The following is a 15,445-nucleotide window of genomic DNA, read 5'->3' as shown; positions in this document are numbered from 1 at the left end:
GCGCCCGGCCAACTGCCGGGGCGAGGAGGACGGGCCATGGTGCAGAAGGCCAAGATCCTCCTGGTCGATGACCGGCCGGAGAATCTGCTGGCGCTGGAGGCCATCCTCTCCGCGCTCGATCAGACACTGGTACGGGCATCGTCAGGGGAGGAAGCGCTCAAGGCGCTGCTGACGGACGACTTCGCGGTCATCCTTCTGGATGTGCAGATGCCGGGCATGGACGGTTTCGAAACGGCCGCCCACATCAAACGGCGGGAACGCACCCGCGACATTCCGATCATCTTCCTCACCGCCATCAACCACGGCCCCCACCACACCTTCCGGGGATACGCCGCGGGCGCGGTGGACTACATCTCCAAGCCGTTCGACCCGTGGGTCCTGCGTGCCAAGGTCTCCGTATTCGTCGAGCTGTACATGAAGAACTGTCAGCTGCGCGAACAGGCCGCGCTCCTGCGCCTCCAGTTGGAGGGCAGCAACGGCGGCCAGGGCGGCGTGGCGTCGAAGGAGTCCGCGGGTCTCCTCGCCGAGCTGTCCGCGCGGCTCGCCGCTGTCGAGGAGCAGGCGGAGGCGCTGTCGAAGCAGCTTGACGAGGAGTCCGCCGACGCGGCCGCCGTCGCCACGGCCGCGCACCTGGAGCGGAAGCTGACGGGCCTGCGGCGGGCGCTGGACGCGCTGGAGCCCGGCACCGGAGGCGGCGGCTCCGGCCTTCCCGCCTCCTGAAGCCTCCCCGTGCCAGGCGGCGCCACCTGACCCTTCCCGGGCCGACGACGCCACTTGAAGGCGCGTCACCTTCCGTCCACCACGGCGGCGACACGAACGGGTGAAGGGGGCGGACGCGTGTTCCGCGCCGCCCACACCGGTAACCTCACCCCCATGGCCTCACGTACGTCCGGCAAGGGTCCCCACGGCACGGCGGGCACCGCGAAGCCGCGCGCCGCCGGCCGTACGACGGGCGCCGCGCAGAAGGCGGCGCCCGGCAAACCGCCCGCCAAGAAGACCGCCGCCAAGCAGCCCGCCCCCGTCAGGAAGGGCGCGGCGAAGAAGCCCCCCGCCAAGAAGACCGCGAAGAGGGCGGCCAGACCGGCACCCAAGGCGGCACCGTCCCCCACGAACGGCGTCTACCGGATCGTCCGCGCCCTGTGGCTGGGCCTCGCCCACGCCGTCGGCGCCCTGTTCCGGGGCATAGGGCGCGGCGCGAAGGGACTCGACCCCGCCCACCGCAAGGACGGCCTCGCCCTGCTGCTGATCGGCCTCGCCCTCGTCGTCGCGGCCGGCACCTGGGCGAACCTCCGCGGCCCCGTCGGCGACCTGGTGGACATGCTGGTCACCGGGGCGTTCGGCCGGCTCGACCTGCTCGTGCCGCTCCTCATCGGCACCATGGCCGTCCGGCTGATCCTCCACCCCGAGAAGCCGGAGGCGAACGGGCGCATCGTCATCGGCCTGTCCGCACTGGTCATCGGCGTCCTCGGCCAGGTCCACATCGCGTGCGGCTCACCCGGCCGCGACGAGGGCGCCCAGGCCATGCAGGACGCGGGCGGCCTCATCGGCTGGGCCGCCTCCACCCCCCTGATCTTCATGACCGGCGAGGTCCTCGCCGTCCCGCTGCTCGTCCTGCTGACGGTCTTCGGGCTGCTCGTCGTCACGGCGACGCCCGTCAACGCGATCCCCCGCCGCCTGCGGGCCCTCGGCGAGCGGCTCGGCGTCATCGAGCCGTACGAGACACTCAGCGACGACGACCAGCGGTACGACGAGCAGTGGCGCGAGGCCCTGCCCGGACCCTCGCGCCGACGCGCCCCCGCCGCCGACGGGTACGACCCCGAGCAGGCCGAGGAGGCGGCGCTCACCCGCCGCAGGCGCACCCGCACCCGCAAGGCGCCCGAGCCCGCCGAACCCGGGTTCGGGCGGCCGCTGGACGCCGTGGACATCGCCGCGGCCGCCGCCGCCGACCTCGACGGCGCCGTACTGAACGGCATTTCACCCTCGCCCCTCGTGGCCGACCTGACCAGGGACGTCACCCCGGAGCGCGACCAGGCCGGGTCCGGTACGGGCGCGGGGGCCGGCGGGCGGGACGCCGGGCGCGCCGTGGGCCGGGGCCAGGGCCAGGCCGGGGCGGCCGGTCCCGCCGTACCGCCCGCGCGCGAGGAGGACGGCGGCCACCTCGTACCGGACCTCACCAAGCCCGCGCCCGTACGGGAGACGTCCGAGCCGATGCCGCCGCGGGTCGAGCAGCTCCAGCTCGCCGGGGACATCACGTACGCGCTGCCCTCCCTCGACCTGCTGGAGCGCGGCGGGCCCGGCAAGACGCGCACCGCCGCCAACGACGCCATCGCCGCGTCCCTGCGCAACGTCTTCGCCGAGTTCAAGGTGGACGCCGAGGTCACCGGCTTCACCCGGGGGCCGACGGTCACCCGCTACGAGGTGGAGCTCGGCCCGGCCGTGAAGGTCGAGAAGATCACGGCGCTCGCCAAGAACATCGCGTACGCCGTCGCCAGCCCGGACGTGCGGATCATCTCGCCGATCCCGGGGAAGTCCGCCGTCGGCATCGAGATCCCCAACACGGACCGCGAGATGGTCAAGCTCGGCGACGTGCTGCGGCTCGCCGACGCGGCCGAGGACGACCATCCGATGCTGGTCGCGCTCGGCAAGGACGTCGAGGGCGGCTATGTGATGGCCAATCTGGCGACGATGCCGCACGTGCTGGTCGCCGGCGCCACCGGCTCGGGCAAGTCGTCCTGCATCAACTGCCTCATCACCTCGGTGATGATAAGGGCGACCCCCGAGGACGTCCGGATGGTGCTGGTCGATCCCAAGCGCGTGGAGCTGACCGCGTACGAGGGCATCCCGCACCTGATCACGCCGATCATCACCAACCCCAAGCGGGCCGCCGAGGCGCTCCAGTGGGTCGTGCGCGAGATGGACCTGCGCTACGACGACCTGGCGGCGTTCGGATACCGGCACATCGACGACTTCAACGCGGCCGTCCGCAGCGGCAAGCTGAAGACGCCCCCGGGCAGCGAGCGGGAGCTCCATCCCTACCCGTACCTGCTGGTCATCGTGGACGAGCTGGCCGACCTGATGATGGTCGCGCCGCGCGACGTCGAGGACGCCATCGTCCGCATCACCCAGCTGGCCCGCGCCGCCGGCATCCACCTGGTGCTCGCGACGCAGCGGCCGTCCGTGGACGTGGTCACCGGCCTCATCAAGGCGAACGTGCCCTCCCGGCTCGCCTTCGCCACCTCCTCCCTCGCCGACAGCCGCGTCATCCTCGACCAGCCCGGCGCCGAGAAGCTCATCGGCAAGGGCGACGGCCTGTTCCTGCCGATGGGCGCGAACAAGCCCGTACGGCTTCAGGGCGCGTTCGTCACGGAGGAGGAGGTCGCGGCGGTCGTCCGGCACTGCAAGGAGCAGATGGCGCCGGTCTTCCGCGACGACGTCACCACCGGGACCAAGCAGAAGAAGGAGATCGACGAGGAGATCGGCGATGACCTCGACCTGCTGTGCCAGGCGGCCGAGCTGGTCGTCTCCACACAGTTCGGCTCCACGTCGATGCTCCAGCGGAAGCTGCGTGTCGGCTTCGCCAAGGCGGGCAGGCTCATGGACCTGATGGAGTCACGGAACATCGTCGGCCCCAGCGAGGGGTCCAAGGCCCGGGACGTCCTGGTGAAACCGGACGACCTGGACGGCGTACTCGCCTCGATCCGCGGCGAGAGCGGCTCCTGACCCGACCGTGTCCCACCCGTAAGAGAACCGTGAGCAACCGTTGCCCCAGGCTGTACGTCAAGTTGGGGGAAGGGGCGGAGAATGGTGGTCCCCGCACCGCGGGCGACGGCCATTCCGATGGCGTACAAACCACGTCCGCCCGGTTGCTCCACCCTTTCGCACCACCCATAGACTGAACCTCCAGCAGGTGGTTACACGCTCGAAAGGCGCCCTCGTGTCCATCGGCAACGCCCCCGACGGCAACTCCCCCGAAGACGACCGGCCTTCGCTCCCCGAGGACGACCGGACCCCGGACGACCGGCTCGCTGCCGACCGGCCCTCGATCGGCCGTGCGCTCCGCGACGCACGTGTCGCCGCGAACCTGACCGTCGAGGAGGTCAGCAACTCCACGCGTGTGCGCGTCCCCATCGTGCACGCGATCGAGGAGGACGACTTCTCGCGGTGCGGCGGCGACGTGTACGCCCGCGGGCACGTACGGACCCTCGCACGGGCCGTCGGGCTCGACCCGGCCGCCCTCGTCGAGCAGTACGACGCGGAGCACGGCGGCCGTCCCGCCCCCACTCCGGCCGCACCCATGTTCGAGGCGGAGCGGATTCGCCCGGAGCGGCGCCGGCCCAACTGGACCGCCGCCATGGTCGCCGCGCTCGTCGCGGTGGTCGGCTTCGTCGGCTTCACCCTCTTCGGACAGGACGACTCCGGCAACAGCAGGAACGTGGCCGAGGCACCCGCCGCGGTCAAGTCCCCCACTCAGGCACCCAAGCCCGCCCCGTCCAAGCCCGCGCCCGCCCCCACGGAGAGCGCGATCGCGGCCGTCCCCCAGGACAAGGTCACGGTCAAGCTCACCGCGATCGACGACAAGAGCTGGATCTCGGCCAAGGCCCGCGACGGCAAGCTGCTCTTCGACGGCCTGCTCATGAAGGGCGACTCGAAGACCTTCCAGGACGACGAGCGGCTCGACCTCATCCTCGGCAACGCCGGGGCGATCGAACTGTTCGTGAACGGCAAGAAGGTCGAGGACGAGTTCGCCCCCGGCCAGGTCGAGCGGCTCAGCTACACCAAGGGCGACCCCCAGGTCGGCTGACCGCCCGGGTCCCCTGCCCCTCACGCACCACCGGCCACCGCCCCCCCCCGCCGCAGGCCACGCCCGCGCCCCCGACCCGGGGGCAGGGGCGGGGCCTGCGGCACTTCGCGGTGCGGGCGGCCCGGGGGTGCCTCGGACGGGGTGGGGCCGGACGCGGGGGAGGGGCCTTGGACGGGGCGGGGACCTGTGCGGGCTGCGGGGGCCGGGCCTGTGCGGCGGCGGGGTTCGGGCCTGTGCGGCGGCGCGGGACCGGGTGCGGCGGTGGGGGCCGGACCTGCGCGGCGGAGGGGCCTCGGGGACAAAGTAGTCTTGAGTCCATGCCCGAACGCCGTACCGTCGCCCTTGTCACTCTTGGCTGCGCCCGTAACGAGGTGGACTCGGAGGAGCTCGCAGGCCGCCTGGCAGCGGACGGCTGGGAGCTCGTCGAGGACGCCGCCGAGGCCGATGTCGCCGTCGTCAACACCTGCGGCTTCGTCGAGGCCGCCAAGAAGGACTCCGTCGACGCCCTCCTCGAAGCGAACGATCTGAAGGACCACGGCCGCACCCAGGCCGTCGTCGCCGTCGGCTGCATGGCCGAGCGGTACGGCAAGGAGCTCGCCGAAGCCCTGCCCGAGGCCGACGGCGTGCTCGGCTTCGACGACTACACCGACATCTCCGACCGCCTCCAGACCATCCTCAGCGGCGGCAACGTGGAGGCCCACACCCCGCGCGACCGGCGCAAGCTGCTGCCGCTCAGCCCCGTGCAGCGCCAGGACGCGGCCGCCGCGGTCGCGCTGCCCGGCCACGCGCAGGAGCCCGCGCCCGCCCCCGAGGACCTCCCCGAGGGCGTCGCGCCCGCCTCCGGACCGCGCGCCCCGCTGCGCCGCCGCCTGGACACGAGCCCCGTCGCCTCCGTGAAGCTGGCCTCCGGCTGCGACCGCCGCTGTTCGTTCTGCGCCATCCCGTCCTTCCGCGGCTCCTTCGTGTCGCGCCGCCCCAGCGACGTGCTGGGCGAGACGCGCTGGCTGGCCGAGCAGGGCGTCAAGGAGATCATGCTGGTCTCCGAGAACAACACCTCGTACGGCAAGGACCTCGGCGACATCCGCCTGCTGGAGACGCTGCTGCCCGAGCTGGCCGCCGTGGACGGCATCGAGCGCGTCCGCGTCAGCTACCTCCAGCCCGCCGAGATGCGGCCCGGCCTGATCGACGTGCTGACGTCCACCGAGAAGGTCGCGCCCTACTTCGACCTGTCGTTCCAGCACTCCGCGCCCGCCGTGCTGCGCTCCATGCGCCGCTTCGGCGACACGGACCGGTTCCTGGAGCTGCTCGACACGATCCGGGGCAAGGCCCCGCAGGCGGGTGTGCGGTCCAACTTCATCGTCGGCTTCCCCGGCGAGACCGAGGAGGACTTCGCCGAGCTGGAGCGTTTCCTCGTCAACGCCCGCCTCGACGCGATCGGCGTGTTCGGCTACTCCGACGAGGACGGCACCGAGGCCGCCACGTACGAGAACAAACTCGACCAGGAGACCGTCGACGCGCGTCTCGCCCACCTGTCCCGGCTCGCCGAGGAGCTCACCTCCCAGCGTGCGGAGGAGCGTCTGGGAGAGACCCTGGAAGTACTGGTGGAGTCCGTCGAGGGCGACGACCTCGACGAGGACGAGTACGCCGGTGCCGGCCGCGCGGCGCACCAGGCGCCGGAGACGGACGGACAGGTGCTGTTCCCGACGAGCGCCGGGCTGGCCGTCGGCCGTATGGTCAAGGCGAAGGTCGTGGGCACCGAAGGCGTGGACCTGGTGGCCGAGGTACTCGAGGAGGCGGGCAGATGACCGGAGTCCCGGCGTCCGCTTCGGGCGGCACGGGGAGGAGGGCACCCGGCGGGAAGCTGGGAGCGGCGGCCGTGAATCAGGCCAGCCTGTGGAACATCGCGAACATCCTCACCATGATGCGCCTCGTGCTCGTCCCGGCGTTCGTGGTGCTGCTGCTCCAGGATGGCGGCTACGACCCCGCCTGGCGCGCCTGGGCGTGGGCGGCGTTCGCCGTCGCCATGATCACGGACATTTTCGACGGCCACCTGGCGCGCACGTACAACCTCGTCACCGACTTCGGGAAGATCGCCGACCCCATCGCCGACAAGGCGATCATGGCCGCCGGCCTGATCTGTCTGTCCGCCCTCGGCGACCTGCCGTGGTGGGTGACGGGCGTGATCCTCTTCCGTGAGCTCGGCATCACGCTCATGCGGTTCTGGGTGATCCGGCACGGGGTGATCCCGGCCAGTCGCGGCGGCAAGCTGAAGACGCTCGCCCAGGGCACGGCCGTGGGCATGTACGTGCTGGCGCTGACCGGCCCGCTGGCCACGCTGCGGTGGTGGGTGATGGCCGTGGCAGTCGTCCTGACCGTCGCCACGGGGCTCGACTACGTACGGCAGGCCGTGGTGCTGCGCCGCCGGGGGATCGCCGCCGAGCGGGCGGCCCGCGCGGCTTCCGGGAGTGCTGGGACTGCTGGTGCGTCCGGTGTGGCCGGGGCCGCTGAGGCGTCCGGTGCCGCTTCGGAGCCGCCCCGGTGAGACAGGCGGTACGGGAGGGGGACCGGGTGGGGCACGCGGCGGAGCGGCCCGGCGCCGGGTCCGGTGCGGAGCCGGTGGCGGCGCGGGTGCTGCGCCTGCTCGCGGAGTGTGACCAGTCGCTGGCCGTGGCCGAGTCCCTCACGGGTGGTCTCGTCGCCGCGGAGCTGACGTCCGTACCCGGCGCCTCGCGCGTCTTCCGGGGGTCCGTCACGGCGTACGCCACGCCGCTGAAGCGGGATCTGCTGGGCGTCGACGGGGAGCTGTTGGAGCGGCGCGGCGCGGTGGACGCGGAGGTCGCGTTGCAGATGGCGCGTGGTGTACGCGACCGGCTGGGCGCCTCGTGGGGCGCGGCGACGACCGGTGTCGCGGGGCCCGAGCCGCAGGACGGGCAGCCGGTGGGCACGGTGTATGTGGCCGTCTGCGGACCGCCCGGAGGACCCTGCGCCGAGGGAGAAGTGGCCGCACTGCGGTTGAACGGCGACCGCGCGGAAATCCGTAAGGAGAGTGTACGGAGCGTGCTGGAACTGCTCGCGGGCGAACTCCCGGATAATGCGCGGGCAAAGGATACGGAACAGAACGGGGGGAATTGATGTTTGCAGCCCTGAGTGAACACGACATCGCTCCCCGCACGGCCGCAGCGCGAGGCGGTACGGTGGGGCGTGAAGGATGCGGCTACGCGGTCCGAGGAGGGAGCCACCGATGATTCTGCTCCGTCGCCTGCTGGGTGACGTGCTGCGTCGGCAGCGCCAGCGTCAGGGCCGTACTCTGCGCGAAGTCTCCTCGTCCGCCCGAGTATCGCTCGGCTATCTTTCCGAGGTGGAGCGGGGGCAGAAGGAGGCTTCCTCCGAACTGCTCTCCGCGATTTGCGACGCGCTGGACGTACGGATGTCCGAGCTCATGCGGGAAGTGAGCGACGAGCTGTCGCTGGCGGAGCTGGCGGAATCGGCAGCGGCGAGTGAGCCGGTGTCCGCGCCAGTGCGCCCGATGCTCAATTCTGTGTCCGTGACGTCGGTGGCGGGTGTGCCGACGGAGCGGGTGACCATCAAGGCACCCGCCGAAGCGGTGGACGTCGTCGCCGCGTGATCCCTTCCGGGTTCGTGGCCCGACCGCCGCGAATCCGGAAGATCGACGTTTTGGGCTGAGCCCTGGTCGGGTACCCGAGGTGCCGACCGGGGCTTTCGCTTTTGCTCGAATGCCCGTTTTGCGTGCTGTGTGTCATGGTGGAACGTGCGCACGGAATGGAGGATTCGCATGGCTGTCGTCAAGAGTTCGCTGTCCGACGCCGATCTGAAGGTGGTCGGTGAGGCCCTTCAGGGCGCGCTCGTGGACCTGGTCGATCTGTCGCTGGTCGCCAAGCAGGTCCACTGGAACGTCGTCGGACCGCGCTTCCGGTCCATACACCTCCAGCTCGACGAGGTGGTGACCACCGCCCGGACGCACTCCGACGTGATGGCGGAGCGCGCCTCGGCCATCGGCGTCAACCCGGACGGGCGCGCCGCGACCGTGGCGTCCGGCAGTGCCATCGGCGAGGTGCCGACCGGGTGGATCCAGGACCAGGACGCCGTACGGATCATGGTGGACGCGCTCGTCGCGGTCATCCAGCGGATGCGGGAGCGTGTCGCGGCGACCGACGAGCCGGACCCGGTGACGCAGGACATGCTCATCGGGCTGACGGGCGAGCTCGAGAAGCACGCGTGGATGTTCCAGGCGGAGAACGTCTGAGGCGGTCGGCGGGTGTACCGGCTCTGACCAGCCCGAGCAGGTGTTCCGACGTGGCCCACGAGGGCCGGGGACCGGCGCGGGCGTACGGAAGAACTCCGGAATCCGGGACTCGACCGGAACAATTCCGGAACGCTGGGCGGCTGCGTGCCGCCCAGCTCCGTCCCCGCCTGACGGGCGGGGCGTGGGGTGGCGGATGCGCCGGTGGCTGCTTCGGTGCGCCCTGCCGCCCGGTGATCGGGCCGGTCTAGCGTCGACCGGAGGAGGCGGCATGGTACGGCGACGAGTTCCGCTGCCGGCGCTTGTGTCGGCGCTCGTACTTCTCGTGATCGGCGGACTGTGGTGGTGGGCGGTGCTGCGTCTGGCGCTGGTGCCGGACCGGGCCGGGCTGGTCGAGGGCGTCGCCGCGGCGAGCGGCTGGGGGCTGAGCCTGCTCCCGGTGCACGTCGCGGCGGCGCCCGGGCCAGGACGGTCCGCCGGGCGGCGTTCCCGGTGGCGTGCGGCGGTGCGCGACTCTTTCCCGGAGGCGCTGCGGGGCCTGGTGTGGGACGTCGTACGGGCCTTCGGCCGGGGGACGCCCCGGCGGCCCGGTGACGGACACTGAGGGCGGCTGCTCCACAGGCGGGTTCGGTGCGGGTCTCACGCGGGTGCCGGGCCGGACTGGCAGCCGGGGCACCAGTACGAGACGCGGTCGGCCGGTCCGGTGCCGCCGCCGTCCCAGCGGATCGGCACGCCGCAGCGGTAGCACGGCTGCTGGGCGCGCCCGTACACGTACAGCTTGCGGTCGGGGCGGTTGCCGGGGATGGTGCGCCGGTCGAAGCGGCCCTTGTTCTCCTCCAGCAGGCGGCGGGCCGTCGTTACGAGCCGTTCCGGTACTCCGGCGGAGAGTTCGCCGACCGGGAGCCAGGGCGTGACGCGGGCCAGGAACGCCAGCTCGCACTTGTAGACGTTGCCGATTCCCGCCAGGTTCCGTTGATCGAGGAGGGCCTCGCCGAGCGGGCGGTCCGGGTCCGCCATGACACGGCGTACGGCCTCCTCGAAGTCCCAGTCCGGGCCGAGCAGATCGGGGCCGAGGTGACCCACGACGGCCGGTTCGTCGACCGTGCGCAGCAGGTCCAGGACGGGCAGCCGGTAGCCGACCGCCGTGTGCGCGGCCGTGCCGAGGATCGCCCGGATCTGGTGCCCCGGCCCGCCGCGCCAGCGCTCGTCGGAGGCGTACAGCTGCCAGGCGCCGTCCATCCGCAGATGCGAGTGGAGCGTCAGACCGCCCTCGATCCGCGTCAGCAGGTGCTTTCCGCGCGGGACGACGCCGACGACGGCCCGGCCGGTCAGATCGACGGTGGCGAGCTTCGGGACGCGCAGATCGGACCGGGTGAGGAGCCGGCCCGCGAGCGCGTCGTGCATCCGGTGGGCGGTCAGCCAGATCGTGTCTCCTTCGGGCATGGCATCCATGATGCGCCGCCGGGCCCGGTTGCCGACGGGCGTACGCGCGCTGTCGGAGGGCGTACGCGCGGGCTTGCGGCGGGGCTGAGCGCGATCTTGGCGGGGCGGGGCGGTGCGTGCTTTCGGGGGCTGCGTGCTTCTCCGGCGGGTGCGGGTGCTTCCGGCGGGGCCGACCTGCGGGCGCGAGTGGCCGTGCCGGGCGGTTGGCCGGTCCGGAGCGGGCTCTCCGGCGGCGCCGGGCCCGGGGTGCCGGGGTGCCGGGTATGCGCCGGGCGTCGGGCCCGTGGGAAGTTCACGCGCGCAGTCGCAGCCCCCTCGGTGTCGCGTGGAAGCCCGCCGCTTCGAGGGCGCGGGAGAGCGGGGACGTCAGGGCGGCCGTGCCGTTGATCCGCTCGACCGTGACCGTGCCCAGCGCGCCCGCGCCCGCGGCGGCCGCCAGGGCGTCGGCGGCGGCCCGGAGGGCCGGGGCGTCCGGGTCGAGGGGCCACGACAGCAGGCTCTTGCCGCCGCGCTCCATGTACAGCGTCAGTTCACCGTCCACCAGCACCACCAGGGAGCCCGCCTTCCGGCCCGGCTTGTGGCTGGCGCCGTTCGGCGGCTCGGGCCAGGGGAGGGCCGCGCCGTACGCGTTGGCCGGGTCGGCGGCCGCGAGGACCACGGCCTGCGGGTCGGCGGTCCCCTCGGCGCGCTCCCGGGCGGACGCGGCGGCCCGGAGCCGGTCCACGGCGCCGTCCATCGCGAACTGGGCGGCGCCCAGGCCCTCCACGACATAGCCGCGACGGGCCTGCCCGCTGTCCTCGAACGCGGACAGCACCCGGTACGTGGCGGAGAAGCCGCCCTCGACGCCCTCGGCGGCCACCGCGCCCCGCGTGACCACGCCGTGCCGGTCCAGCAGCGTCCGGGCCAGGGCGTGGGCGCGGTGCGTGGGCTCGGGCTCCGCGGGCGGCAGCAGCGACCAGCGCCCGCTCACCGTGGGCGGTCCGGAGCGGGACGCGGGGCGGGCGGCGGCCGTCAGCGTGCCGTACCGGCCGCGCGGCACGGGCCGCCTGGCGCGGTGCGCGGTGGAACCCGCCGTACGGCCGGAGCCGAGCATGGCGCGCAGCGGGGCGAGCGTGTCGTTGGTGAGCCGTCCCGACCAGGTCAGCTCCCACAGGGCGTCGGCCAGCTGCGGGTCCGTCACGTCCGGGTGCGTGGTGGCCCGCACCTGGTCCGCGATCTGACGGAAGAACAGCCCGTACCCGCCGGACAAGGCCGTGAGCACCGACTCGTGGAGGGCCGTCAGCTCCAGAGGGTGGGGCGGCGGCAGCAGCAGCGGCGCCGCGTCGGCGAGGTACAGCGACACCCAGCCGTCCTTGCCGGGGAGGGCGCCCGCGCCCGCCCAGACGACCTCGCCGGTGGTCGTCAGCTCGTCGAGCAGCTGAGGCCCGTAGTCGCGGACCCGGGACGGCAGGACCAGCTTCTCCAGCGCCGACGCGGGCACCGGCGCGCCCTGCAACTGCTCGATCGCACGGGCCAGGCCGTCGATACCGCGCAGCCCGCTGCTGCCGACGTGCTGCCACTGCGGCAGGAACGTGGCGAGCGCGGCCGGCGGGACCGGCTCCAGCTCCTGGCGCAGCGCGGCCAGGGAGCGGCGCCGCAGTCGGCGCAGCACCGTCGCGTCGCACCACTCCTGGCCGATGCCCGACGGGTGGAACTCGCCCTGCACGACGCGGCCGGCCGCCGCGAGGCGGTGCAGCGCGCCGTCCGTGACCGCCGTGCCCAGACCGAACCGGGCGGCGGCCTCGGCGGACGTGAACGGGCCGTGGGTGCGGGCGAACCGAGCCAGGAGGTCGCCGAGCGGGTCCTTCACCGGCTCCGTGAACGCCTCGGGGACACCGACCGGCAGGGCGGTGCCCAGCGCGTCGCGCAGGCGGCCCGCGTCCTCGATGGCCGCCCAGTGGTCGGCGCCCGCGATCCGCACCCGGATCGCCCGGCGGGCGGCGGCCAGCTCACGCGGCCAGGCGGGGTCGGCGCCCCGCTCGACCAGCTCGGCGTCCGTCAGCGGGCCCAGCACGCGCAGCGCGTCGGCGACGCCCTCCGGGTCCTTCACCCGCCGCTCGTCCGTACGCCACCGCAGCTCGCGCTCCAGCTCGGCCAGCACCTCCGGGTCGAGCAGCTCCCGCAGCTCCGCCTGGCCCAGCAGCTCCGCCAGCAGCCGCGAGTCCAGCGACAGGGCGGCCGCGCGGCGCTCCGCGAGCGGCGAGTCCCCCTCGTACAGGAACTGGGCGACGTACCCGAACAGCAGAGAGCGGGCGAACGGTGACGGTTCCGGCGTGGTGACCTCCACCAGCCGGACGCGGCGCGCCTCGATGTCGCCCATCAGCTCCTGGAGGCCCGGCACGTCGAACACGTCCTGGAGGCACTCGCGGACCGCTTCCAGCACGATCGGGAACGAACCGAACTCGCTGGCGACCTGGAGCAGTTGCGCCGCGCGCTGACGCTGCTGCCACAGCGGCGTCCGCTTGCCGGGATTGCGCTTGGGCAGCAGCAGCGCACGGGCGGCGCACTCCCGGAACCGGGACGCGAACAGCGCGGAACCGCCGACCTGTTCGGTGACGATCCGGTCCACCTCGCCCTTGTCGAAGGCGACGTCGGCGGCACCGATCGGGGCCTGCTCGCTGTCGTACTCCAGACCTGCCGCGACCGGCTCCTCGTCCAGCAGGTCCAGGCCCATCAGATCCGCGTCGGGCAGGCGCAGGACGATCCCGTCGTCGGCGTGCATGACCTGGGCGTCCATGCCGTACCGCTCCGCGAGGCGGGCGCCCAGCGCGAGCGCCCACGGGGCGTGCACCTGGGCGCCGAACGGCGAGTGCACCACCACCCGCCAGTCGCCCAGCTCGTCGCGGAACCGCTCCACGAGGATCGTCCGGTCGTCCGGCACGTGCCCGCAGGCGCGGCGCTGCTCGTCCAGGTACGCCAGGACGTTGTCGGCGGCCCAGGCGTCCAGGCCCGCCGCCACCAGCCGCAGCCGCGCGTCGTCCGGGGCCAGCGAGCCGACCTCCCGCAGGAACGCCCCCACCGCCCGGCCCAGTTCGAGCGGACGGCCCAGCTGGTCGCCCTTCCAGAACGGCAGCCGGCCCGGCACTCCGGGCGCGGGCGACACGAGGACCCGGTCGCGCGTGATGTCCTCGATCCGCCACGACGACGTGCCCAGCGTGAACACGTCGCCGACGCGGGACTCGTACACCATCTCCTCGTCGAGCTCGCCGACCCGGCCCCCGCCCCGCTTCGGATCGGCGCCCGCCAGGAACACCCCGAACAGGCCCCGGTCGGGGATCGTGCCGCCCGATGTGACGGCCAGCCGCTGGGCACCGGGGCGCCCCGTGATCGCCCCGGTGACCCGGTCCCACACGACGCGCGGGCGCAGCTCCGCGAACGCGTCCGACGGATAGCGTCCGGCGAGCATGTCCAGCACCGCCGTGAACGCCGACTCCGGCAGCGACGCGAACGGCGCCGCCCGCCGCACCAGCGCCAGCAGGTCGTCGTAGCTCCAGGTGTCCAGCGCGACCATGGCGACCAGCTGCTGGGCCAGCACGTCCAGCGGGTTGGCCGGGACGCGCAGTGACTCGATGGCGCCCTGCCGCATCCGCTCGGTCACCACCGCCGCCTGCACCAGGTCGCCCCGGTACTTCGGGAACACCACGCCCCGCGACACGGCGCCCACCTGGTGCCCGGCGCGGCCCACCCGCTGGAGCCCGGACGCCACGGACGGCGGCGACTCCACCTGGACGACCAGGTCCACCGCGCCCATGTCGATGCCCAGCTCAAGGCTGGACGTCGCCACCACGGCGGGCAGCCGGCCGGCCTTCAGGTCCTCCTCGACCAGGGCCCGCTGCTCCTTGGAAACCGAACCGTGGTGCGCCCGCGCCAGCAGCGGCGGGGCGCCCTTGGCGGCGCCGGACTGGGCCATCAGCTCGGCGGGGGAGGCGTCGTCCGGCAGGGCCTCACCGGTGGCCCGCTCGTACGCGATCTCGTTGAGCCGGTTGCACAGCCGCTCCGCCAGGCGCCGCGAGTTGGCGAAGACGATCGTGGAGCGGTGCCCCTGGACCAGGTCCGCGATCCGCTCCTCCACATGCGGCCAGATCGACGGCTTCTCGGCGGGCGCCCCGCCCGCGTCGGAGGCGGGCGAACCCCCCAGCTCGCCCAGGTCCTCGACGGGCACCACCACGGACAGGTCGAACTCCTTGCCGGAGGGCGGCTGGACGACCTCCACCCGCCGCTGCGGCGACAGGAACCGCGCCACCTCGTCCACCGGCCGCACCGTCGCGGACAGGCCGATCCTGCGCGCGGGGCGGGGCAGCAGCTCGTCCAGCCGCTCCAACGACAGCGCCAGATGCGCACCCCGCTTCGTGCCCGCCACGGCGTGCACCTCGTCCAGGATCACCGTCTCCACGCCCGCGAGCGCGTCCCGCGTCGCCGAGGTCAGCATCAGGAACAGCGACTCGGGCGTGGTGATGAGGATGTCGGGCGGGCGCGTCGCCAGCGAACGGCGCTCGGCCGCAGGTGTGTCGCCCGAGCGGATGCCCACCCGCACCTCGGGCTCCGGCAACCCCAGCCGTACGGCCTCCTGGCGGATGCCCGTCAGCGGACTGCGCAGATTCCGCTCCACGTCGACCGCCAGCGCCTTCAGCGGCGACACGTACAGCACCCGGCAGCGCTTCTTCGCCTCGGCGGGCGGCGGGGTGGACGCCAGCCGGTCCAGGGCCGCGAGGAACGCCGCCAGCGTCTTGCCGGAACCCGTCGGCGCCACGACCAGCACGTCCGAACCCGCGCCGATCGCCCGCCACGCACCCTCCTGGGCGGCGGTGGGCGCGCGGAACGCCCCCGTGAACCATCTGCGGGTCGCGGGGGAGAAGGAGTCGAGTGCGGTCCCGGCCATGCCACCCATCGTGCACCCCGCC

Annotated in this window: 11 protein-coding genes; 9 read left to right on the top strand and 2 right to left on the bottom strand. The window is 73.4% G+C overall.

The window, feature by feature from the left end; all coding sequences use genetic code 11:
• Positions 1–36 precede the first annotated feature (36 nt).
• The 9 genes from J116_RS06160 (at position 37) to J116_RS30765 (ending at position 9,666) form a co-directional block, all read left to right on the top strand.
• The gene (locus tag J116_RS06160; protein WP_023586220.1) at positions 37–720 is read left to right on the top strand and encodes a response regulator; all 684 of its coding nucleotides are present in this window, start codon (positions 37–39) and stop codon (positions 718–720) included.
• Positions 721–873: 153 nt separating this feature from the next.
• The gene (locus tag J116_RS06155; RefSeq protein ID WP_051203665.1) at positions 874–3,720 is read left to right on the top strand and encodes a DNA translocase FtsK; all 2,847 of its coding nucleotides are present in this window, start codon (positions 874–876) and stop codon (positions 3,718–3,720) included.
• Positions 3,721–3,934: 214 nt separating this feature from the next.
• Positions 3,935–4,801: a helix-turn-helix domain-containing protein gene (locus J116_RS06150; RefSeq protein WP_023586218.1), complete on the top strand. Its 867-nt coding sequence runs from the start codon at positions 3,935–3,937 to the stop codon at positions 4,799–4,801.
• 317 nt (positions 4,802–5,118) lie between these two features.
• Positions 5,119–6,606, top strand: a complete 1,488-nt coding sequence (gene rimO, locus J116_RS06145) for a 30S ribosomal protein S12 methylthiotransferase RimO (protein WP_028963740.1) — start codon at positions 5,119–5,121, stop codon at positions 6,604–6,606.
• Positions 6,603–7,343 carry a CDP-diacylglycerol--glycerol-3-phosphate 3-phosphatidyltransferase gene (gene pgsA, locus J116_RS06140; protein ID WP_023586216.1) on the top strand — a complete coding sequence of 247 codons (741 nt, stop codon included), beginning with the start codon at positions 6,603–6,605 and terminating at the stop codon, positions 7,341–7,343. The genes rimO and pgsA overlap by 4 nt, the downstream gene beginning before the upstream one ends.
• A gap of 74 nt (positions 7,344–7,417) precedes the next feature.
• A complete protein-coding gene (locus tag J116_RS06135) occupies positions 7,418–7,933 on the top strand; it encodes a CinA family protein (RefSeq protein WP_037947123.1) in 516 nt (171 codons plus the stop codon).
• A gap of 109 nt (positions 7,934–8,042) precedes the next feature.
• A complete protein-coding gene (locus tag J116_RS06130) occupies positions 8,043–8,426 on the top strand; it encodes a helix-turn-helix domain-containing protein (RefSeq protein WP_028963738.1) in 384 nt (127 codons plus the stop codon).
• 168 nt (positions 8,427–8,594) lie between these two features.
• The gene (locus J116_RS06125; protein ID WP_023586213.1) at positions 8,595–9,065 is read left to right on the top strand and encodes a Dps family protein; all 471 of its coding nucleotides are present in this window, start codon (positions 8,595–8,597) and stop codon (positions 9,063–9,065) included.
• A gap of 268 nt (positions 9,066–9,333) precedes the next feature.
• A complete protein-coding gene (locus J116_RS30765) occupies positions 9,334–9,666 on the top strand; it encodes a hypothetical protein (protein ID WP_235617321.1) in 333 nt (110 codons plus the stop codon).
• Between the two features lie 35 nt (positions 9,667–9,701).
• Here the strand turns inward: J116_RS30765 and J116_RS06115 are convergent, their stop codons facing one another.
• Positions 9,702–10,505, bottom strand: a complete 804-nt coding sequence (locus J116_RS06115) for a DNA-formamidopyrimidine glycosylase family protein (RefSeq protein WP_023586211.1) — start codon at positions 10,503–10,505, stop codon at positions 9,702–9,704.
• A 292-nt stretch (positions 10,506–10,797) separates the two neighbouring features.
• Positions 10,798–15,423: an ATP-dependent helicase gene (locus tag J116_RS06110; RefSeq protein ID WP_023586210.1), complete on the bottom strand. Its 4,626-nt coding sequence runs from the start codon at positions 15,421–15,423 to the stop codon at positions 10,798–10,800.
• Between the last annotated feature and the right edge of the window lie 22 nt (positions 15,424–15,445).

Source organism: Streptomyces thermolilacinus SPC6 (genome assembly GCF_000478605.2).
Taxonomy (GTDB): domain Bacteria; phylum Actinomycetota; class Actinomycetes; order Streptomycetales; family Streptomycetaceae; genus Streptomyces; species Streptomyces thermolilacinus.
This window is presented reverse-complemented; position numbering and strand designations above follow the sequence as displayed.

Excerpts from the sequence above, each read along its gene's own strand:
- J116_RS06110 (WP_023586210.1), bottom strand. The coding sequence starts at position 15,423 with ATGGCCGGGACCGCACTCGACTCCTTCTCCCCCGCGACCCGCAGATGG.
- J116_RS30765 (WP_235617321.1), top strand. The coding sequence starts at position 9,334 with ATGGTACGGCGACGAGTTCCGCTGCCGGCGCTTGTGTCGGCGCTCGTA.
- J116_RS06125 (WP_023586213.1), top strand. The coding sequence starts at position 8,595 with ATGGCTGTCGTCAAGAGTTCGCTGTCCGACGCCGATCTGAAGGTGGTC.
- J116_RS06130 (WP_028963738.1), top strand. The coding sequence starts at position 8,043 with ATGATTCTGCTCCGTCGCCTGCTGGGTGACGTGCTGCGTCGGCAGCGC.
- J116_RS06115 (WP_023586211.1), bottom strand. The coding sequence starts at position 10,505 with ATGCCCGAAGGAGACACGATCTGGCTGACCGCCCACCGGATGCACGAC.
- pgsA (WP_023586216.1), top strand. The coding sequence starts at position 6,603 with ATGACCGGAGTCCCGGCGTCCGCTTCGGGCGGCACGGGGAGGAGGGCA.
- rimO (WP_028963740.1), top strand. The coding sequence starts at position 5,119 with ATGCCCGAACGCCGTACCGTCGCCCTTGTCACTCTTGGCTGCGCCCGT.
- J116_RS06160 (WP_023586220.1), top strand. The coding sequence starts at position 37 with ATGGTGCAGAAGGCCAAGATCCTCCTGGTCGATGACCGGCCGGAGAAT.
- J116_RS06155 (WP_051203665.1), top strand. The coding sequence starts at position 874 with ATGGCCTCACGTACGTCCGGCAAGGGTCCCCACGGCACGGCGGGCACC.